Here is a 20,406-nt window from a genome sequence, read left to right on the forward strand (position 1 = left end):
CATAAATTATAATACCATTACCATGAAGAAACTTATTAGATTATTTATCTTTTTACTCGCTTTCCCCGTGTTTTCTCAACAAGGCGGAATGTGGATTCCGTCTTTATTAGAAGGAATGAATGAAAGCGAGATGCAGAACTTAGGAATGAAAATGAGCGCTGAAGACATTTACAGTGTTAACAATAGTAGTTTAAAAGATGCTGTACCTCACTTTAACGGCGGTTGTACCTCTGAGGTTATTTCGCCTAAAGGCTTATTGCTTACCAACCACCACTGCGGTTATGGGCAAATTCAGTCCCATTCAAGTGTTGAAAACGACTATTTAGCCGATGGATTTTGGGCAAAGAATTTTAAAGAAGAGCTGCCTAATCCGGGAATGACCGTTACCTTTATCGTTGAAATTTCTGATGTTACCGACCAAGTACTAGCGGGCACTCAAGAAGCTTCTAACGAGGAAGAGAGACAGCAAATAATTGAAAAGAACAAACAAGACGTTGTAAATAATTCACCCAAAGAGACTTGGCAAACTAACCGTGTAAGCACTTTTTATGACGGTAATCAATTTATGCTTTTTAGGGTAGAAACCTTTAAAGACATCCGTTTAGTGGGTGCTCCTCCTTCTTCAATAGGTAAATTTGGATCAGATACAGACAACTGGATGTGGCCTAGACATACTGGCGATTTTGCTCTTTTTAGGATTTACGCCAATAAAGACAATAAGCCTGCAGAATACAGTAAGGACAACGTCCCCTACACGCCGAAACATTTTTTACCGGTTAGCTTAGACGGTGTTGAAGAAAACGATTTCACTATGGTTTTTGGCTATCCTGGTACCACCGACGAGTACTTACCGGCTGTAGCAGTAGAACAATTGATTGAGACCATCAATCCGGCTCGAATTGGAATTCGCGAGGTGGCGCTTAAAGAGCAGGATGCATTTATGCGAAAAGACCAAGAAATAAAAATTAAATATGCCTCTAAATATGCCCGTATCGCCAATTATTATAAAAAGTGGATTGGTGAGAGCCAAGGCTTAACTAAAACCGATGCGGTTGGTATTAAAAGGAATCTTGAAGACCAATTTACTCAGACTCTAGCGCAAAAAGGGCTAAAAGATGAATACGGCCATATATTAAATGACTTTGAAGAAGCTTACGCCGATTTTAAAGATTATGATTTGGCTTACAATCTATTTTCTGAAGCTTTTTTAAGAAACGTAGAACTTTTGCGTACAGGCTTTCAACTTTATCAGCTTGAGCAGGTTTATAATTTTAGAGGAGAACAATCTTTTAACGATAGAAAAAATAACTTTTTAAAAGATACTCAGTCGGCATACAAAGATTATAGTCAAAAGGTAGATGAAAAAGTTTTTGAAAAGGTGATTGCCTTTTATGCCGAAGAAATGCCTAAAGAATTTTTACCCGATGTTTACGAAAATATTAACTTAAATAAATTAACTCAGCAAATTTATTCTCAATCGGCTTTAACCGAATATGATAAACTGGCTGCGCTTTTAGAGGGAGACGCGAAAGAAGTTTTAAAAAAACTACAAGAAGACCCTGGTTATGATTTTGTGAAAAATAATGCCATTGCATTTTATAGTGAAGTATTACCGTCTTACCGTAAAATGCGTTTAGAAATTGACGCTTTACAGGCTGAGTATATGAAAGCAATTGTTGAAACCAGCCCCAAAGAAGCTAGAATTTTCCCTAATGCAAATGGTACGCTTCGTGTAACTTACGGTCAAGTGAAAGGTTACAGTCCTAAAGATGCAGTTTATTATGAACCTGTTACGCATTTAGAAGGAGTAATGGAGAAATATGTAAAAGATGATTATGAATTTGATGTGCCCCAAAAACTTATCGACTTATACGAAGCTAAAGATTATGGACAGTATGCAGAAAACGGTAAATTACCCGTAAATTTCATAGGCACCAACCACACTACTGGAGGAAATTCAGGTAGCCCCGTGATCGATGCCTACGGAAATTTGATAGGTTTGAATTTTGACCGTGTTTGGGAAGGTACAATGAGTGATATTTACTATGACCCGGCTATTTCTAGAAATATAATGGTTGATGCGCGTTATATTTTATTTATAATTGACAAGTATGCCAATGCTCAGCATCTTATAGATGAGATGCAATTGGTACACCCTAAGAAAAAACAAACGCCAAAACGTAAAAAAGCTAAAAAGAAAAGAAAGTCAAAAAGACGTTCTTAATTTCGGTTTAGACAAAATTGATCTAACAAAAATAACCCCCGAAATTTTCGGGGGTTATTTTTTATAAGCGTAAATCAAATTTAAGATTTCTTCAGTATTTTATCAACTACCATAGCTATAGCGCCGTCTCCCGTAATGTTTGCTGCGGTACCAAAGCTATCCATAGCTATATATAGCGCAATCATTAGAGCTTGGGCTTCTGCATCAAAGCCAAGCATGGTTTGCAAAATTCCTATTGCTGCCATAATAGCTCCTCCAGGAACACCTGGTGCCGCCACCATTGCAATTCCCAGCATCATTATAAAGCCGGCAAACATTCCGAAATTAAAATCTAAGCCTTGCATAAGCATTAATGCAATGGCGCAAGCAACAATTTTCATGGTACTCCCCGCCAAATGAATAGTTGCCCCTAAGGGAATTACGAAATTGGCAATCTTAGCCGACACTCCGTTTTTCTCTACTTGCTTTAAGGTTACAGGAATAGTTGCTGCAGAAGATTGTGTTCCTAAAGCGGTGAAGTAAGCCGGCATCATATTTAGCAGTGCTCTAATTGGATTCTTTTTGGTGAATAAACCAGCAATTACATATTGAACCAGCATAAGCAGAATGTGTAATATAAATATCACCCCTATTATTTTTACAAAAACGCCTAAAACTGAAGCAACCTGCCCCTTGTAAGCTATCGCTGAAAAAATACTTAAAATAAATAATGGCAGTAGAGGAACAATCACTTTCTCAATAAGCATCATAATAATTTTCTGAAAGTCTACAGTAATCCGCTTTAAGCTTGAATTTCCCAGTGGTGCCAATCCTAAACCAATTAGAAAAGCTAGGGCCAAAGCTGTCATGACATCAAGAAATGGCGGAATTCCTATGCTAAAATAAGGAATGAGCTGTACCGCGTTTTCTTCAACCGTATTTAAATTCTGTGGTTCAATAATGGAGGGAAAAATATTTGAAGCTACAAAAAAGGTAGAAAAACCTGAAAACAAAGTAGAACCGTAGGCCAAAGCGGCTGTTGTTAAAAGTAATTTACCGGCTCCATTACCTAGATCTGCAATAGCTGGCATGATTAAACCTAATATAATTAAAGGAATCGAAAAGCCTAGGAACTCACTAAACAACTGTTTAAAGGTTTCAAGACCTCGATTGACCCATTCAGGTAAAAACAAACCCATTAATAAACCTAAAATAATAGCTACTATAACTTTAAAAAGTAGACTACTAAGAATTCTTTTTATCATGATTAACAATTTATAAACAATTTGAAGTGCTCAAATATATTACCTTGGCAGCGTATAATACACCCTCTACACTTATAATTATGTCTCTCATAATAAAAAAAGCTACACCAAATTATTATTTAGCTACTTCTGTTTTGATTTTACATGCCATGGATGAGCTTATTTATTATTATTTAGGGAAAGAAGACAAAGGAGAGGCTAAGAAATTTTTAATTCAAGAATTTCAAAAAGAAGATAGCCTGTACAGCTATCGCAACACATTTCTGGCTTTTTTAGGTGATAAGCTAGTAGGCGCTTTAATCGCATATGACGGTAAAAAGCACAAAGCATGGCAAAAAAAATTAGTCAACACCCTCGCTCTAGAGTACAATTTCAACAACACGCTAACTCCTGAAACTCAAGCTGGGCATTTTTATTTAGATTCCATTAGTGTAGACCCCGATTACCGCGGTCAAAAAATTGGAAGTGAACTTATTAAATATGCCGAATCTTATGCTCGAGATTATTCTTTTAAACATCTTGGACTTTTGGTTGATTTAGAAAACCCAAAGGCAAAAAGATTGTATGAGCGTCTTGGTTTTAAATTAGACCATACCGTTCATCTTGGCGAACATGAATATTACTACTTAAAAAAGGCCTTGCACTAATCTCGTTTTTTCATTTCTTGAAGGGTTTCATAAAAATTTTCTTGAACCGGCCTGTTTTTAGGAACTTCTCTTAAAGGCTCAACGATTTCTAAACTTTCATGACAATCTGCAGGCAGTCTTTGGTACAATTTTGTGCCGGCCGTTTTCCAGGCAATCATTTCATCAGAAACTGTTTTGAGTATTTTAGCAGGGTTTCCTACTACTAAGCTACGTTTTGGTATTTTGCTTTCAGCTTTGATAAATGCCATTGCGCCAACAATACATTCATCTCCTATTTCGGCATCATCCATGATAACCGAATTCATTCCGATAAGGCAATTCTCACCCAAATTAGCTCCGTGAATAATGGCTCCGTGGCCTACATGAGCCCCTTTCTTTAATCGAATGCTTTTACCAGGAAACATATGCACTGTACAATTTTCTTGTACATTAACGCCGTCTTCTAAAATAATTTCGCCCCAGTCGCCCCGAATGGCGGCACCCGGACCTATATAGCAATCTTTACCAATAATCACATTACCTGTTACCGCAGCTTGCGGGTGCACAAAACTGCTTTCGTGAATTACAGGAATATGGTTTTTGAATTTGTAAATCATAGTTTAGTATGTAAGTTAGTAGAGGTGAGTGGTGAGTTGATCACTTGTTTTTTAGATGCTTAATCAAGGATGAAATCATCTTAGAAATTTCTGTAATCTGCTTTTTATTTTCATCAACTTCTCTAAAAGTGATATAACTTCTTATTTTAGCTTTTGTTGATATGGCTACACATTCGTGAGAACTATCCCACACCATTTTTAAATATCGAATAAAATTCGGGTCTGTACTTGCAGAACCTTCAGCTATATTCAAAGCTATTGAGTCTGCCGCTCTAATAAATTGAGAAGATAATTTATAAATTTCATGATCTGGAAAATTTTCAACTTGATTATTAACAGACTCGCCAAACTCCATCGCTTTTTGATAAACTTTTAAATCTTCAAAATTGAAATGATATTGCCTCCTCATACTACTTAACTTTTTTCTCACGTCTCACCTCTCATCTCTAAAATTTCAGGTTTTATTTATACTTCTCTAATTTCTGTTTTGTAAAATCTGATAATACTAAACGACCGCTAATTTTTGCCCGTTCATTTAATAATTGATCCCAATCTTCTGTACCTCTCCAGAACATTTGTTTCATTTCTTTCACAGCTTCTGGATTATAATTACAAAGGTTTTTAGCAAACGCCATAACCGCCTCATCTAATTCTTCGGTAGAATCAAACACCTGGGTAAATAATCCTTTTTGCTTGGCCCACTCAGGAGAGTAAAAAGAATTAGCATCAATAGCTATTTGAGACATGCCACTTAGACCCAGTTTACGTTCTACTGCCGGACCTACCACAAATGGCCCTATACCTATATTCAACTCGCTTAATTTTATGGCGGCGTATTTAGTTGCCATGCAATAATCCATAGCTGCTGCCAGTCCAACACCACCGCCTACAGTTTTTCCTTGTACACGACCAATGATAAATTTAGGGCATTTACGCATAGCATTAATTACATTTGCAAAACCCATAAAGAATTTCTCCCCCTCGTTTTCATCGGCGATGCTAATTAATTCTGTAAAACTCGCTCCAGCACAAAAGGTACGGTCGCCGCCAGATTTAATTACAATAACTAAAACTTCGTCATTTTCCCCAGCTTGGGTTATACTACTTGCTAATTGAGATAAGATATCTCCAGGTAAACTATTGTGTGCCGGATGAAAAAACTCAATAGTGGCAACTTGGTCTTGTATATTAGTCTTTACGTATGCTTCCATTTTAAAAATTTTATATTGTTCCAAAAATAAGCATTTCAAAATTCTTGACTAAATACAAATCAGAAAATGAAAAAAAAGTTCAAGAATTAAACTTTTTAATGTACCAATAGTCATACTAGGCATAAACCAGTATCTTTACCAAATTTTAAAATACGTTTACTAATTTTTAATTTTAATATACATTGATTTCATGAAAAAACTGATTTTATGTTTACTGCTTACCACTTTCATTCTACCTATGCGGGCTAATGAAGGGATGTGGTTTTTAATGCATATTGAGCGTTTAAACTACGTTGATATGCAAAAAATGGGACTACAATTAACTCCAGAAGAGATTTATAGTATCAACAACAATAGCTTAAAAGATGCCATTGTACAGTTTGGAGGCGGTTGTACTGCCGAAATTATTTCTGATCAAGGTTTAGTGCTTACCAATCACCACTGTGGTTACGGTAATATTGCCGAACTGTCAACAGAAGAAAATGATTACCTCAACAACGGGTTTTGGGCTAAAACCTTTAAAGAGGAGTTAAAGCCTGCCAACCTTTCGGTTCGTTTCTTTGTACGAATGGATGATGTGACCGAGCGTATGCTGGCTCAGGTTAATGAAAACATGAGCGAAGATGAGCGCGAAGCTGCCCTTAATAAAGAAATGGCTAAAATACAGCAAGAAAATAACGAGGGTGGTAAATACACCGTATCGGTTAAATCTTTTTATAGTGGTAATGAATATTACTATTTTGTTTACCAAGATTACAATGATGTAAGATTAGTAGGTACTCCTCCTAAAAGCATTGGTAAATTTGGAGGCGATACCGATAACTGGGAGTGGCCAAGACATACCGGTGATTTTGCTTTATTTCGCGTATACGCCGACCAAGACGGAAATCCTGCTGAGTACTCTGAAAACAATGTACCCTTAAAACCTAAATATCACTTACCTACTAGCCTAAAAGGATTTGAGGAAAATGACTTTGCTATGATTTTGGGTTACCCAGGAAGAACAAATCGTTGGAAACCAGCTGCAGGAATTGAGCAAAATGTAGAGTATGCTTATCCTGCATGGGTAGAAGCTTCAAAAACATCTATGGATGTTATGAAGAAATACATGGATAAAAAACAACAGGTAAATTTAGATTATGCTTCTGCCTATGCCGGTATTGCAAATTATTGGAAAAACAGGCAAGGAATGATCGATGCTTTAAAAAAGCACAAAACCGCCAAAAGTAAACGTAAAGCCGAGAAAAAGTTCCAGAAATGGGCCAATAAGCAAGCTACAAATAAGTATAAGGATGTGATGCCTACTATTAACGCTTACTATGAGCGTACTAATAAAGCTAGCGAACACGATAATTATTTGATGCTATTGTTAAGAACAAGAATAGCTACTTTACCTTATCGACTAGGTAGAACTATGGAATACTTTAGCTCACAAAACGAAGCGAAGCAAGCCGAATTAAAACCGAGATTAGAAGCCGAAATCGAAAATTTATATGATGGTCTTTACTTACCATTAGAAAAAGATGTTTTAGCAACTCAATTGCATCTTTACAGCCAGAAAGCAAGTGATATTGCACCAATGGTAAAAGATTTAGACGCTAAGCATAGCAGTTTAGCCGATTGGAAAGCTTATGTAGATGCTATTGCTAAAGAAAGTATTTTTAGATCTCAAGAAGCTTTTACAGCTTTTATGAATAACCCCGATGCCGATATGTTAGCACAAGATGAATTGTATCAATTATCAACTGCCCTATTGAACCGCTACCGCGCAAAAAGCGATGAAGAGAAGGCTTGGGAAGATAAGTATCAGAAGGCTTATCGCTTAATGATTCAGGGTATGCGTAAGCAAAATCCAGATAAAAAATACTATCCAGATGCCAATAGCACTTTGCGTTTAACTTACGGAAAGGTAATCGCTTTACCTAAAGACAAAACCAACGATGCTAAGAAAAACTACTACACCACCTTACAAGGTACCGTGGCTAAGTATCAGCCTGGTGACGAAGAATTTGATATGCCCAAAAAACTTATCGAGTTGTATGAGAAAAAAGACTTTGGACAGTATGCTGATAAAGATGGATACCTTCCCGTTAATTTCCTAACCGATAATGATATTACTGGTGGAAACTCTGGTTCTCCCGTACTAAATGGTAATGGTGAATTAATTGGTCTTGCATTTGACGGTAATATCGAAGCTATGGCCGGTGATGTAATCTTTGATGATAAATTACAACGTACCATAAGTGTAGATATTCGCTATGTACTATTTTTAATAGACAAATATGCAGGAGCAACTCATTTGATAGATGAATTAACTTTAGTTAAGTAATTTAATCTTTTAATCACAAAAATTAAAAAGCCGCTATGTAAAAATAGCGGCTTTTTTCATGCTTAATTTTTAGTTTACCATAAACCAAATTGCTCAAAATGGTGATTAATATGCTTACGCTCTAATAATTCCCATTCAAACTTTGATAACTCCCCAAAAACAGCATTTTTGGTGGTTGCATTTGGGTTTTCTCTAAAGAATTGCAAATAAGCCTTCCTAGCCTCAAGCAACTGCTTTTTAGCTGTATCTAAATTTTCATGCCTCAAGTCGGCTAATTTATCTTTTGGCAACAACGGGAAATCATAGTTTTTAGGCATTGGCTGATAATTCCATAGCGTTTCTTGCACTTTTTCAATATGCTCTAATGGTGTTACAATTTCAAAATCTTGTATTTGGCCCGCAGCGATACGGTAACTCATTTCTAAATGCTCCAGCATATGTTGGGGAGTCATCATACCCCAAGCAGCGGGAGTATCTTCTTTTAATTTTGCCAATGCAGAAACAATACTGTTCTCGTTTACCTCAACAAAACGGTTTTGCTTTTTCTGAACCATCGTTAAAATGGTAGCAATTGCGACCAATTTATCTTCCTCCTCAACTGCATTCACGTCAAATACTTCTACATACCATTTTACAATTCCGCTAGGCAGTTCTTTCCCTTTTTGATCTCGATCTACTTTTTCTTTACACGTCAAGCGGACTTGAATCGTATCATTATGGTACATAGGTCTTAAAAAGCGAATTTCCTCTAAGCCATAATTTGCCGCCACAGGACCTTTATTTGGATAAACAAATAAGCCAGCTGCCGCCGATATAATAAAATAACCGTGTGCCGTTCTCTGTTCAAAAATACTGCCGTCTAAAGAAGTTATATCGGTATGGGCATAAAAATGATCCCAAGTAAGATTACCAAAATTAACGATATCGGTATCCGTAAGGGTTCTATTATGCGTCTTTAAAGACATCCCTGGCTTGATATCTTCCCAATGGTATGCAAACGGATGCTTCTCAGCCTCCTTGTACTTTGCCTTTGGTTGATAAATTCCTGTAATCTCTGTTAAAGTAGTTGGTGAACCTTGAATAGCACAACGCTGCATATAATGCTTAATACCGCGCTTACCACCCATTTCTTCACCACCTCCAGCTCTACCAGGTCCACCATGAACTAGCATAGGCAAGGGCGAACCGTGCCCCGTGCTTTGTTTTGCACTTTCACGGTTAATAACCAAGATTCTTCCGTGATGGGTTGCCGCTTTTACCGTGTAGTCACGCGCTACTTGGTCATCATTAGTTGCGATAGAACTTACCAATGAACCTTTACCCATTTTTGAAAGCTTAATGGCTTCGTCTAAATTCTTGTACGGCATAATAGTGCTAACCGGGCCAAAGGCTTCTGTATCGTGCACGGCTAAGTTCTGCAATGGTTTATCTTCTCTTAAAAGAATAGGCGACATAAAAGCTCCTTTTTTAGCGTCGGCACCAATAGTTTCAATATGCTCTAAATCTCCATAAACCAATGAAGCTGTCTGACTTAAATCTTGAACGCGTTCGCGCACCTCTTGCACTTGATCTTTACTCACTAAAGCTCCCATACGAACTTCTTTAAGTCTTGGGTCTCCTATGGTTACTTTACTCAGCGCTTTACCCAAGGCAATTTGAACATCTTCAACCAGTTTCTCTGGCACAATAACGCGGCGTATAGCCGTACATTTTTGTCCGCACTTCACCGTCATTTCATTACGCACCTCCTTAATAAACAAATCAAATTCAGGTGTTCCTGGCACTGCATCCTCTCCTAAAATAGAAGCATTTAAAGAATCTGCTTCCATATTAAAAGGAACTGACTCTTGCAACAAACGCTTATGAGATTTTAGCATTCTACCGGTATCGGCAGAACCTGTAAAAGTAACCACATCTTGCGATTCTACTGTATCTAAAATAGATCGGGCAGAACCCGAAATAAGCTGCAGCGAACCTTCTGGTAAAATACCCGACTGAATAATTTCGCGCACCACAGCCTCGGTTAAAAACGCAGTATTGGTTGCCGGTTTTACCACAGCAGGCATACCGGCCATCCAGTTTACGGCACATTTTTCTAACATTCCCCAAACAGGAAAATTAAATGCATTAATATGAACCGCTACTCCCTCTTTAGGCACTAAAATATGATGCGCCATGAAACGGCCACCTCTTGATAAATCTATAGGATCTCCTTCGACATCGAATGCTTGATTCGGAAAAACTTTTCGCAAAGAAGCATTGGCAAATAAATTACCAAATCCACCTTCTATATCTATCCAACTATCTATTTTAGTTGCTCCGGTTTTATAACTGATTTCGTAAAATTGTTTTTTCTTTTTTGTAAGATGTAGGGCTAGCTTCTTTAGCATATTGCCTCGCTCTTGAAAAGTCATTCTACGCAAAGTGTCACCTTGTTTCCTCCCGTATTGTAGAACCTTTTCAAAATCAAAACCGCTGGTATCACTAAGCGCAATGGTTTCGCCCGAAACGGCATCAACCATAGGCACTCCTTCACCAGAACCGGCCACCCATTTCCCTTCTATATAACTTTCTAATTTTTGCATGTCAATCTTTTTTCTCTCCTTTACGGATTGCAATCCGTAAAGACATTAAACATATTGTACTATTATTAAGCCTTATTTTTTTGTTACTTATTAATTTTTAGGACTTTAATTCGCCTTTAACGCTAACTTACATTTTCGATAACCGCTGCATATCCCTGTCCTACCCCTACACACATAGTTATTAAGGCATATTTTTTACCGGTTAATTGAAGTTCTAACGCTGCCGAATAGGCCAATCTAGCTCCTGTGACCCCAAGTGGATGTCCCAAAGCTATAGCACCTCCATTTGGATTAATTCTTGGGTCGTTATCTTTTAATCCCCAAGCTCGTATACAAGCTAGTGCTTGAGCGGCGAAAGCCTCATTCAATTCAATCACATCCATATCATCCATGGTGAGGCCTGCTTTCTCAAGCGCTTTATTTGAAGCCTGAACCGGACCAATACCCATGATTCTAGGTTCTACTCCAACAACTGCCGAACTCAAAATTTTGGCCATTGGCTTTAAACCATATTGCTCTACGGCTTTGCTCGATGCAATGATTGTTGCTGCAGCACCGTCATTAAGACCAGAGGAGTTACCTGCGGTAACGCTTCCTTCTTTTCTAAAGGCAGGTCTAAGCTTAGCCAAAATTTCTTTTGTGGTGGTAGGTTTTACAAACTCATCTTGATTAAATAAAATAGGGTCTTTTTTACGACGCGGAATTTCTACCGTAACAAGCTCTTTACTCAAACGTCCGTTTTTTTGAGCTTCGGTTGCTTTCATTTGACTCCAATAGGCAAACGCATCTTGATCTTCACGTGCAATTTTGTACTTATCAACTAAGTTTTCGGCGGTAAGCCCCATCCCATCTGTACCGTACATCTCATGTAATTTCGGATTAACAAACCGCCAACCAAAACTGGTGTCATACATTTTTGCATCATTTCCAAAGGCACTAGAAGGTTTGGCTATAGCATAAGGGCCACGAGTCATATGCTCTAAGCCTCCGGCTATAAAAATATCTCCATCACCGGTATGAATGGCTCGATGGGCGTGAATAATTGCTGACAAACCACTACTACATAAACGATTTACTGTTTCACCTGGAACGCTATAAGGTAATTCTGCCAATAAGGCGCACATTCTAGCTACGTTTCTATTATCTTCTCCAGCTTGATTAGCACAACCTAAAATAACATCGGCGTACGCTTCTTTAGGGATGTTTGGATTGCGACGAACCACCTCTTTGATGACTAAAGCACCTAAATCGTCTGTACGTACTGGCGAAAGTGCTCCTTTATAATTTCCTATAGGGGTTCTTATTCCATCTATTATATAACTGCTCATAGGTATATTTTTATTTAAAGTTTTAAAAATAAATAAAACTTAGGAATAGACACACTAAACCGAGTAGTTTATATAATTGGGTTAAAATCTTAGAGCTACCCATTATTTTAGTTACCCTTAAAATTAAGAACAACTCAGCATTAACTATTTAAAAAACAAACCAAAATTGAATTAAGATATAAAAAAATTTACTTGTTATATGATTTAATTGGAAATATTAAGCGCTTCAAAAGTGTTATGTTGCTTCATATCGCCCGATTGAAAACCTTTTAGAAACCAATATATTCTTTGTTTAGAGGTGCCGTGCGTAAAAGTATCTGGGTTTACCGAACCACGCACTCTTTTTTGGATAGCGTCATCGCCCACGGCTTGTGCAGCACTTAAAGCCTCTTCTATGTCGCCTTTTTCTAAATATTGTTGATTATAGTGCGCCCATAAACCTGCATAAAAATCGGCTTGTAACTCGAGGGCTACAGACAGTTTATTGGCTTCTACAGTATTCATATTTTGTTGTGCTTGACGCACTTTTTGCGAGGTTCCTAAAAGGGTTTGAACGTGATGACCAATTTCATGAGCCGTGACATAAGCCATAGCAAAATCACCTCTTTTTGCTCCGAAACGAGTATATAATTCATTAAAAAAAGTAAGGTCCATATACACATTTTTGTCGGCTGGACAATAAAACGGGCCGGTTGCAGCGGTTGCATTACCACATTTTGTTTGTACCGCATCGCTAAACAAAATCATTTTTGGCTTTTGATATTCTCCTATGTTATTTTGGCGAAAAATCTGTGTCCACACATCTTCTGTATCGGCAAGAATGGTTGCCATGAAATCGCCTAATTCCTTTTCTTGGTCGGTTAATTCTCTTTCAACAACCTGTTGTGATGCGTTATTGGTGTTGAGTTGATTTAATACGGGTGCGACAGTTTGACCAGTTTCTCCGCCAAAAACCTGAAGTAATACGACGATAATTGCAATTAAACCACCTCCCGCGGCAATTTTACCTTTGCCACTCATACCTCTACGATCTTCTAAATTATTACTTTTGCGTCTTCCTTTCCATTTCATAACTGAAAATTTATTTTTGTTTTCAATAAATATAGTGAATATTTACAGTTAATCTTCTTTGCGCGAGGGATAGCAGCGGCATCTTTTTTTGCTTACTACTGGTTAAATGAATTACAAAAAGGTTTTTGCAAAAAAAATATAGCGTATAGCCCGACCCCTTTCTTTTAAGGGGTCGCGCCCAAAAGCTTATTTTATATTTCCCAGTCTACATTTGTTCTATAAGTGACTCCTTTAAAAAGGGCCACCAATTGATTGTCTTTTTTTATTTCAACAATATAGAAGCCGAGCTTATTTTTTTGACTCTTTACATCTGACTCTGCAATGAGAATATCGCCCTCTTCTAGCGCCTCGATGTGGTTGATAGAACTCTCTATTGATACCGCTTTTTTACCATACGTATTACAAGCAAATCCGAAAGCGGTGTCTGCTAAAGCGTAAGTTATACCGCCGTGGGCTTTTTTCATGCTGTTAAGCATGTCTTTACGAATTTGCATTTTTAATTGGCAATAGCCTTCTTTTACGTCAAGAATTTGAATGCCTAACCACTTACTGTAGGCATCGTTCTCTAGCATTTTATAAGGTATTTGCTTCGCCTTATCATCGGATTTACCCATAAAATATTTTAGCCCATTTTGTTGTTGATGATAGATACTTTAATTTTATAACCCAACCAAGCCATAGGTATATAAGCTAGCAGTAAATCTAGAAAAATAAACCAAGTTGGTGCTGGAATCATAAAACTAGCAACAATACCTCCTATTAGGAAAAAGCCTCCCACAATCAGGGCTAATAAGGCTTCTTTTTTTACTCCCAATAAGGCAGCAAAAAAGCCACCTACTAAAGTACCCAAGGCATGAGCTAGAAATGCAAATAAATAATGTTTAGCAGTCAAGGAATCTGCCGCGGCTTTTAAGCCTTCTACGGTTGTGGTATCTACACCAGCCGGATATTCGATTAGTGATGGTGCTAAATAAATTATTGCAGAATTGGTAATACCACCGATAAGGGCACCTATGATAACCGCCAAAATGTTCCTAATGATTCTTTTCATACCTCTAATTCTTTAGGTTAATATAAAATTTTCATTTTGTTTTGCCATTTTTCTTAGCAGAGGACTACAACGATATCGGTCTTCGTGATATTCATCATACAGTGCGTCTAATTGTTTAACACACCAAGCTATTCCTTTTTCGTTTGCCCAAGATAGTAGTCCCTTGGGGTAGTTCACGCCTTTTGTCATGGCAAGGTCTATATCTTTTCCCGTTGCAATATTTAAAAACAATGCATCTGCCGCTTCATTTATTAGCATTACTAATATACGATTAAAAATGTAGTGTGCCGTATCATCACTAAGGTTGATGTTTTGATTTTCTTTCTCGAGGGCTTTCCCGTCTTGATAAGTATAAAAGCCTTTTCCTGTTTTTCTTCCCAGGTAACCGGCTTCGGCTAGTCTTTTTTGTGTAAACGAAGGCTTATATCTCGGATCAAAATAAAATTCTTTAAAAACGGTTTCGGTAACGGTGTAATTCACATCGTGCCCTATAAAATCCATCAGTTCAAAGGGTCCCATTCTAAACTTACCCAAATCTTTCATTACGTGATCAATTTCGAGTAAATCGGCTTTACCTTCTTCGTAAATCCGAAGTGCCTCACCATAAAATGGCCTTGCCACGCGATTAACTATAAAACCCGGGGTATCTTTGGCCAGCACACCAATCTTGCCCCAATCTTTAATAGTCTTAACCACTTTTTCTTTTACTGAATTCGAGGTTTGTACAGCTGGAATAATTTCTACCAAGAGCATAAGAGGGGCTGGATTAAAAAAATGTATTCCTATTACACGTTCAGAAATTTTTAAAGCCGAAGCGATAGACGCAATAGAAAGCGAAGAAGTATTGGTAGCAATAATTGCGTTGTCTGACTGGTACGTTTCTAACTCTTGAAAGACCTTTTGTTTGATGTCTAAATTTTCAATAATGGCTTCAATAGTTAAGTCAGCTTCAGCTAAATCCTTTAAGTGAGTAACATAGGTTATATTCTGTTGGATGCGCCTTTTTTCGGTATCATCGATTCTATTTTTTTCAATTAATCGATTCAGTACTTTTTCAAGTTTGGTTTTACTCGCTTCTAAAGCTTCTGATTTTGTATCGTAAAGTAACACCTTGTTTCCGGCAGTAGCTGCCACTTGAGCTATTCCGCTACCCATGGTTCCTGCTCCTATTACAGCTGTTTTCATCTTATTTCTTTTTAGACGGATTTAAAAAATTCGGTTATTTCCCCTTGAATTCTGGTTTTCTTTTTTGCACAAAGGCACTTACCCCTTCGGTATAGTCTTGAGAAGAAGCCGCTTCTATCTGAAACTGCGATTCTAAGGCCAGTTGCTCATCTAAGTTGTTCACCAATGCGTGATTCAAAGCTTCTTTAGTCAATGCTAAAGCCTTTGTTGGCATGTCTCCCAATTTTACTGCAAGTTTATTTACTTCATCCTCAAAATCTTTGGTAGGGTAATATTTATAAATCATCCCAAGACGTTCGGCCTCTTGAGCATCTACTTTATCGCCGAGCATAGCTAATGCAGAAGCCTTTTGAAAGCCAATTAAACGCGGCAAGAAAAATGTACCAGCTGAATCTGGTATCAAGCCTATTTTACTAAAAGCCTGAATAAAAGCAGCTTGTTCTGAGGCCACCACAATATCACAAGCTAAAGCAATATTGGCTCCAGCTCCAGCGGCAACACCATTTACAGCAGCTAAAATTGGTTTAGGCGTCTCGCGAATAAGTTGAATAATAGGATTGTAATGCTCTTCTAAAATAGCTTTAAAACCAGGGTTTAAACTAGGATCTGTCACCTCTTTTAAATCTTGACCAGCACAAAAAGCTTTTCCTGAACCGGTTAACACAATAGCGCGAATATCTGGATTTGTAGCAAAGTTTTTTAATTCACTCTGCACAGCAAATGCCATTTCTCGATTAAAACTATTAAAAACTTCTGGCCTATTTAGCCTAATGGTAGCTACTCTGTCTTTTATATCTACTTGAATGGTTTGACTCATTAATGGTATTATTTTATATTTTTCTTTAATTTTATTTTATTTCTATTGGGATTAGGTACCGTGAAAATTTATTTTAAATTGTCGCCCAATTTTTGATAATCTGGTAAACAAGGTAAAAATAAATTAGCTTAACATTTATTCAAAGCCAGTTTTATATCAAGCATTTGAAATAATCAAATGGCTCTCGGCAATCATCACATTTAAAAAGTGCTTTACAAGCTGTTGAACCAAATTGGCTTACCAAATGGGTGTTCTTAGATTGACATTGGGGACATTTTACTAATTTTTCTTCTCCTAAGAGCGCACGCTTATCTGCCGAAGCATCTAAAGGCGCAGCGATACCATATTCTTCTAAAGCTTTACGCCCCTCTGGGGTAATCCAATCTGTACTCCAAGCCGGTGATAAGACCAGCTCTACATCGCAAACATAGCCTGCATCCTCAATCGCCTTTTTAATATCATCGCCAATAACATCCATAGCAGGGCAACCGCTGTAAGTTGGGGTAAGTTTCACTGCAACGGCCTTATCTTTTAACCGGGCTTCACGAACCATTCCTAAATCTAAAATACTTAAAACTGGTATTTCTGGGTCTGGAACCTGCCGCAAAATAGGCTCTAAAATTGGATCTATGTAAACTGATTCTTGTTGCAAAACTACACCAATTGATTAGCTAAAAATTATTCATTAAAATATTAGTTACCATTTCATACCTGGGTAAGTTCGTTGCATATATTGCATGTCGCTCAATAAGTAACCCATATGCTCTGAGTGCACCCCCTTTTTACCCCCACGCTGATAGAACTCAAAAACTGGCACTTCTAGAGTCGACTCTATTAGAACTTTCTCTACAGCTTGCTTGTACTCCTCTTGCAGCTTTGCAATATCGACTCCATATCCCAATTCAACCGCTTTTTCTTCGGCTTCATTTGGCTCAAAAAGCTCTTGAGTAAAAGGCCATAAATCATTAATAGCCTTCTGAATTTTTTCTTTACTTACCGATGTACCATCGCCTAATCGCAACACCCAGTCAGATGAAAATCGCTTATGATAGCTTACTTCTTTAATACTTTTCTTAGCAATAGCGCTTAGTGTTGCATCGTTACTGTTTTGCAGTTCGTTTAAAAACAAAAAATGATAATGATCAAATAAAAATTGTTTGGCTATCACATACGCAAAATTAGTATTGGGCTGCTCTACTAAGAGCACATTTTTGTACTCGCGCTCGGTTCTTAAAAAAGCTAAATCATCTTCTGTGCACGATTTCTCAGCTAGCTGTGCAGCATATTGAAAATAACTTCTTACCTGCCCAAACAAATCTAAAGCGATATTGGTACAAGCTATGTCTACCTCTAAGGTAGGACCGTGCCCAGTTAACTCTCCCATTCTTTGCCCTAAGATTAATGAATTATCTGCAATGGTAAGTATGTAATCTATTTTATCTCCGTTTTCACGGAAGTCATGTTTTTTTAAACTCATGATTTTCAATTATCTAAAAATTGATTTTTATTTAGCTTTCGCGGATTTCACCCGTAAAAGTCTACATATGTTTTACCTCATCTGGTAAATCATAAAAAGTTGGATGCCTGTAAACTTTATCGGAGGCTGGTTCAAACAACTCTCCGTTGTCTTTAGGGTTTGAAGCTGTAATGTTCTTAGACTCCACTACCCAAATGCTTACACCTTCATTTCTTCGTGTATACACGTCTCTCGCATTTTCAAGTGCCATCTCTGCATCGGCTGCGTGCAAGCTACCAAAGTGGCGGTGTTCTAATCCGTTTTTACTGCGTACAAAAACCTCCCAAAGAGGCCAGTTTTTTTTATTGTTTTTACTTTCTGACATATTTATTTTTTATGTAATCAAAGTTATTATTAAGCGAAAAAAACTTGCGTTTCTTTAATTTGAAAACTAGTTTAACCCCGAGGGTTTTACATTGTTCTACTAAGGTGTCTTTTTTTACCAACCTGTAAAAATCCGCTTTAAGCTTAGCTCATTAAATTTTATCCAGCTTGCTTCACTTTTCTTTCTGCTTTTTTCTCGGCATAAGCCATTGCAGCATCTCGCACCCATTCACCTTCTTCCCAAGCGTCAACACGGGTTTGTAAGCGTTCTTTGTTGCAGGGTCCGTGGCCCTTTACTACTTGCCAAAATTCATCCCAGTTTATAGGACCAAAATCATAATGACCACGCTCCTCGTTCCATTTTAAATCTGGATCAGGAATAGACAAACCTAAGATATTGGCTTGTGGCACAGTTTGGTCAATAAACTGCTGGCGCAATTCATCGTTTGTTTTACGTTTCAATTTCCACTTCATAGACTGCTCGGTATGGGTAGACATATCGTCTGTTGGGCCAAACATCATTAAACTAGGCCACCACCAACGGTTCAATGCATCTTGAGCCATTTCTTTTTGCTCTGGTGTACCATTAGCCAATGTAAGCATAATCTCGTAGCCTTGCCTTTGGTGAAAACTTTCTTCTTTACATACTCGCACCATAGCCCTTGCATAAGGACCAAAGGAAGTACTACAAAGCGGAACTTGGTTTATAATGGCTGCACCGTCTACCAGCCAACCAATAGCTCCTATATCTGCCCAGGTGATGGTAGGGTAATTAAATATGCTAGAGTATTTTGCTTTACCTGAGTGTAATTGCTCATAAAGTTCTTCCCTAGAAATACCTAAAGTTTCGGTTGCACTGTATAAGTATAATCCGTGACCAGCTTCATCCTGCACTTTGGCCAACAGAGCCACTTTTCTTCTTAACGAAGGTGCTCTTGTAATCCAATTTCCTTCGGGTAGCATACCTACAATTTCTGAGTGGGCGTGTTGAGACATTTGCCTTATGTGTGTTTTTCTATACTTCTCTGGCATCCAGTCTTTAGGCTCTATCTTTTCGTCACGGGCTATTTTAGCTTCAAAAATAGCCTCTAAATTTTTAATTTCCTTTTCGCTCATAATCCTTTTTTTAGTTAAGAAGATAGTAATTATTGCAACAAATTACAAACTTTATTGGTTTTGTGTAAAGATGGTTTATACGTCAAAATCTACTTTTACCTTTTTAGTCTTGGGTACGGCTTGACAACTTAACACTAAGTTTTGTTGAATTTCATTTTCTTCTAAGGCATAATTAATTTTCATTTCAACCTCTCCCTCTAAAACTTGGCATTTGCAAGTACTACAAACCCCTCCTTTACAAGCAAAAGGTAAATCGGCCCCTGCTCCTAATGCCGCATCAAGCACGTTATCATATTCTTGTGTCATGGTAAAACTAAATTCTTTACCTCCATCGACAATGGTAACCTGTGTTCCCTCTACATTTCTTTTAGCTAAGCGTTTGGCACGTGCGATGTCCTCTTCTGAAAGACCACTTACAAACAGCTCAAAGTGAACTAATTCTTTTGGCAAGCCAGCTTTGATTAAATAATCACTTACATAATTCACCATGCTTTCTGGACCACATAAGAACACCTCACTTGTGTCTGGAATATCAATAAAAGTGCGTGTCAAAACCGCCATTTTCTCATCGTTAAACCTACCGTTAAACAACTCGATATCTCTGCGTTCTTGTGTTAAGAAGTAATAAATCTCTAACCGTCCAAAATATTCATTACGCAATTGCTCTAACTCCTCTTTAAAAATAATTGATTTTGCGGTTTTGTTTACATAAAACAGTTTACAGGTGGAGTTTGGCTCTAGTGCTAAGTGCGACTTAATCATGGATAAAATTGGAGTAATTCCACTTCCGGCAGCAAAAAACAAATAATTCTTAGCCTTTTCTTTTTGTACCGAAACACCAAATTTACCGCTAGGCGCCATCACCTCAAGTTCATCTCCTATTTTTAACTCCTGGTTGATATAAGTAGAAAAAACACCAGTAGGTATTTCTTTGACGGCTACACGCCATTCTTGTTCAACAGGGCTAGAACAAAGCGAGTATGAACGTCGCACATCTTCACCAGCAATATTTTTTTTCAAGGTCAAATGCTGACCTTGATTAAATTTAAATTCTGTTTTTAACTCCTCGGGAACATCAAATGTTACTACACTACAATCTGATGTTTCTTTATAAATATCTTTTACCTTTAATTTGTGAAATTTTGCCATATCTAGGTTTAAT

General features: G+C 37.6%; 19 protein-coding genes. 3 read left to right on the forward strand and 16 right to left on the reverse strand.

What is annotated here, in order from left to right; translation table 11 throughout:
* Nucleotides 1-22 precede the first annotated feature (22 nt).
* On the forward strand, nucleotides 23-2,224 hold the full coding sequence (locus tag ACFSQ0_RS00835; protein WP_379042774.1) for a S46 family peptidase: 2,202 nt from the start codon (nucleotides 23-25) through the stop codon (nucleotides 2,222-2,224).
* An 80-nt stretch (nucleotides 2,225-2,304) separates the two neighbouring features.
* On the opposite strand, the gene ACFSQ0_RS00840 is transcribed toward ACFSQ0_RS00835, so the two are convergent.
* Entirely contained in the window at nucleotides 2,305-3,468 is a 1,164-nt protein-coding gene (locus tag ACFSQ0_RS00840; protein ID WP_379042777.1) for a dicarboxylate/amino acid:cation symporter, read from the reverse strand.
* A gap of 80 nt (nucleotides 3,469-3,548) precedes the next feature.
* On the opposite strand from ACFSQ0_RS00840, the gene ACFSQ0_RS00845 reads away from it, so the two are divergent.
* Nucleotides 3,549-4,115, forward strand: coding sequence for a GNAT family N-acetyltransferase (locus ACFSQ0_RS00845; protein WP_379042780.1), 567 nt, complete (start codon nucleotides 3,549-3,551; stop codon nucleotides 4,113-4,115).
* Here the strand turns inward: ACFSQ0_RS00845 and ACFSQ0_RS00850 are convergent.
* Genes ACFSQ0_RS00850 through ACFSQ0_RS00860 form a run of 3 tightly spaced genes read right to left on the reverse strand, consistent with a single transcriptional unit; the run spans nucleotide 4,112 to nucleotide 5,922 of the window.
* Nucleotides 4,112-4,711 (reverse strand): acyltransferase, encoded by a 600-nt coding sequence (locus ACFSQ0_RS00850; protein ID WP_379042784.1) that lies wholly within the window; start codon nucleotides 4,709-4,711, stop codon nucleotides 4,112-4,114. The genes ACFSQ0_RS00845 and ACFSQ0_RS00850 overlap by 4 nt on opposite strands.
* A gap of 40 nt (nucleotides 4,712-4,751) precedes the next feature.
* The gene (locus ACFSQ0_RS00855) at nucleotides 4,752-5,120 is read right to left on the reverse strand and encodes a four helix bundle protein (protein WP_379042787.1); all 369 of its coding nucleotides are present in this window, start codon (nucleotides 5,118-5,120) and stop codon (nucleotides 4,752-4,754) included.
* Between the two features lie 52 nt (nucleotides 5,121-5,172).
* Nucleotides 5,173-5,922 carry an enoyl-CoA hydratase/isomerase family protein gene (locus tag ACFSQ0_RS00860; RefSeq protein ID WP_379042790.1) on the reverse strand — a complete coding sequence of 250 codons (750 nt, stop codon included), beginning with the start codon at nucleotides 5,920-5,922 and terminating at the stop codon, nucleotides 5,173-5,175.
* Nucleotides 5,923-6,112: 190 nt separating this feature from the next.
* Between ACFSQ0_RS00860 and ACFSQ0_RS00865 the strand changes: the two genes are divergently transcribed.
* A complete protein-coding gene (locus tag ACFSQ0_RS00865; RefSeq protein WP_379042793.1) occupies nucleotides 6,113-8,251 on the forward strand; it encodes a S46 family peptidase in 2,139 nt (712 codons plus the stop codon).
* A 74-nt stretch (nucleotides 8,252-8,325) separates the two neighbouring features.
* Here the strand turns inward: ACFSQ0_RS00865 and paaZ are convergent, their stop codons facing one another.
* The 12 genes from paaZ to ACFSQ0_RS00925 all read right to left on the reverse strand — a co-directional run bounded on the left by paaZ (nucleotide 8,326) and on the right by ACFSQ0_RS00925 (nucleotide 20,393).
* On the reverse strand, nucleotides 8,326-10,836 hold the full coding sequence (gene paaZ, locus ACFSQ0_RS00870) for a phenylacetic acid degradation bifunctional protein PaaZ (protein WP_379042796.1): 2,511 nt from the start codon (nucleotides 10,834-10,836) through the stop codon (nucleotides 8,326-8,328).
* Between the two features lie 122 nt (nucleotides 10,837-10,958).
* Complete coding sequence (locus ACFSQ0_RS00875; protein ID WP_379042799.1) at nucleotides 10,959-12,164, reverse strand: acetyl-CoA C-acyltransferase; 1,206 nt, start codon at nucleotides 12,162-12,164, stop codon at nucleotides 10,959-10,961.
* A gap of 204 nt (nucleotides 12,165-12,368) precedes the next feature.
* Nucleotides 12,369-13,235 carry a KPN_02809 family neutral zinc metallopeptidase gene (gene ypfJ / locus ACFSQ0_RS00880; RefSeq protein WP_379042802.1) on the reverse strand — a complete coding sequence of 289 codons (867 nt, stop codon included), beginning with the start codon at nucleotides 13,233-13,235 and terminating at the stop codon, nucleotides 12,369-12,371.
* Between the two features lie 191 nt (nucleotides 13,236-13,426).
* Nucleotides 13,427-13,849 carry a hotdog fold thioesterase gene (locus ACFSQ0_RS00885; protein ID WP_379042805.1) on the reverse strand — a complete coding sequence of 141 codons (423 nt, stop codon included), beginning with the start codon at nucleotides 13,847-13,849 and terminating at the stop codon, nucleotides 13,427-13,429.
* An 8-nt stretch (nucleotides 13,850-13,857) separates the two neighbouring features.
* Nucleotides 13,858-14,286, reverse strand: coding sequence for a hypothetical protein (locus tag ACFSQ0_RS00890; RefSeq protein WP_379042808.1), 429 nt, complete (start codon nucleotides 14,284-14,286; stop codon nucleotides 13,858-13,860).
* 12 nt (nucleotides 14,287-14,298) lie between these two features.
* On the reverse strand, nucleotides 14,299-15,471 hold the full coding sequence (locus ACFSQ0_RS00895; protein WP_379042810.1) for a 3-hydroxyacyl-CoA dehydrogenase NAD-binding domain-containing protein: 1,173 nt from the start codon (nucleotides 15,469-15,471) through the stop codon (nucleotides 14,299-14,301).
* Between the two features lie 34 nt (nucleotides 15,472-15,505).
* Nucleotides 15,506-16,288 carry an enoyl-CoA hydratase-related protein gene (locus tag ACFSQ0_RS00900; protein ID WP_379042813.1) on the reverse strand — a complete coding sequence of 261 codons (783 nt, stop codon included), beginning with the start codon at nucleotides 16,286-16,288 and terminating at the stop codon, nucleotides 15,506-15,508.
* A gap of 151 nt (nucleotides 16,289-16,439) precedes the next feature.
* On the reverse strand, nucleotides 16,440-16,940 hold the full coding sequence (gene paaD / locus ACFSQ0_RS00905; protein ID WP_379042816.1) for a 1,2-phenylacetyl-CoA epoxidase subunit PaaD: 501 nt from the start codon (nucleotides 16,938-16,940) through the stop codon (nucleotides 16,440-16,442).
* 45 nt (nucleotides 16,941-16,985) lie between these two features.
* On the reverse strand, nucleotides 16,986-17,765 hold the full coding sequence (gene paaC / locus ACFSQ0_RS00910) for a 1,2-phenylacetyl-CoA epoxidase subunit PaaC (protein WP_379042819.1): 780 nt from the start codon (nucleotides 17,763-17,765) through the stop codon (nucleotides 16,986-16,988).
* A gap of 61 nt (nucleotides 17,766-17,826) precedes the next feature.
* On the reverse strand, nucleotides 17,827-18,129 hold the full coding sequence (gene paaB / locus ACFSQ0_RS00915; RefSeq protein ID WP_147861523.1) for a 1,2-phenylacetyl-CoA epoxidase subunit PaaB: 303 nt from the start codon (nucleotides 18,127-18,129) through the stop codon (nucleotides 17,827-17,829).
* Between the two features lie 158 nt (nucleotides 18,130-18,287).
* Nucleotides 18,288-19,244, reverse strand: coding sequence for a 1,2-phenylacetyl-CoA epoxidase subunit PaaA (paaA, locus tag ACFSQ0_RS00920; RefSeq protein WP_379042823.1), 957 nt, complete (start codon nucleotides 19,242-19,244; stop codon nucleotides 18,288-18,290).
* Nucleotides 19,245-19,319: 75 nt separating this feature from the next.
* A complete protein-coding gene (locus tag ACFSQ0_RS00925; protein WP_379042826.1) occupies nucleotides 19,320-20,393 on the reverse strand; it encodes a 2Fe-2S iron-sulfur cluster-binding protein in 1,074 nt (357 codons plus the stop codon).
* Between the last annotated feature and the right edge of the window lie 13 nt (nucleotides 20,394-20,406).

The sequence above is a fragment of the Mesonia sediminis genome (assembly GCF_042684705.1).
Classification (GTDB): domain Bacteria; phylum Bacteroidota; class Bacteroidia; order Flavobacteriales; family Flavobacteriaceae; genus Mesonia; species Mesonia sediminis.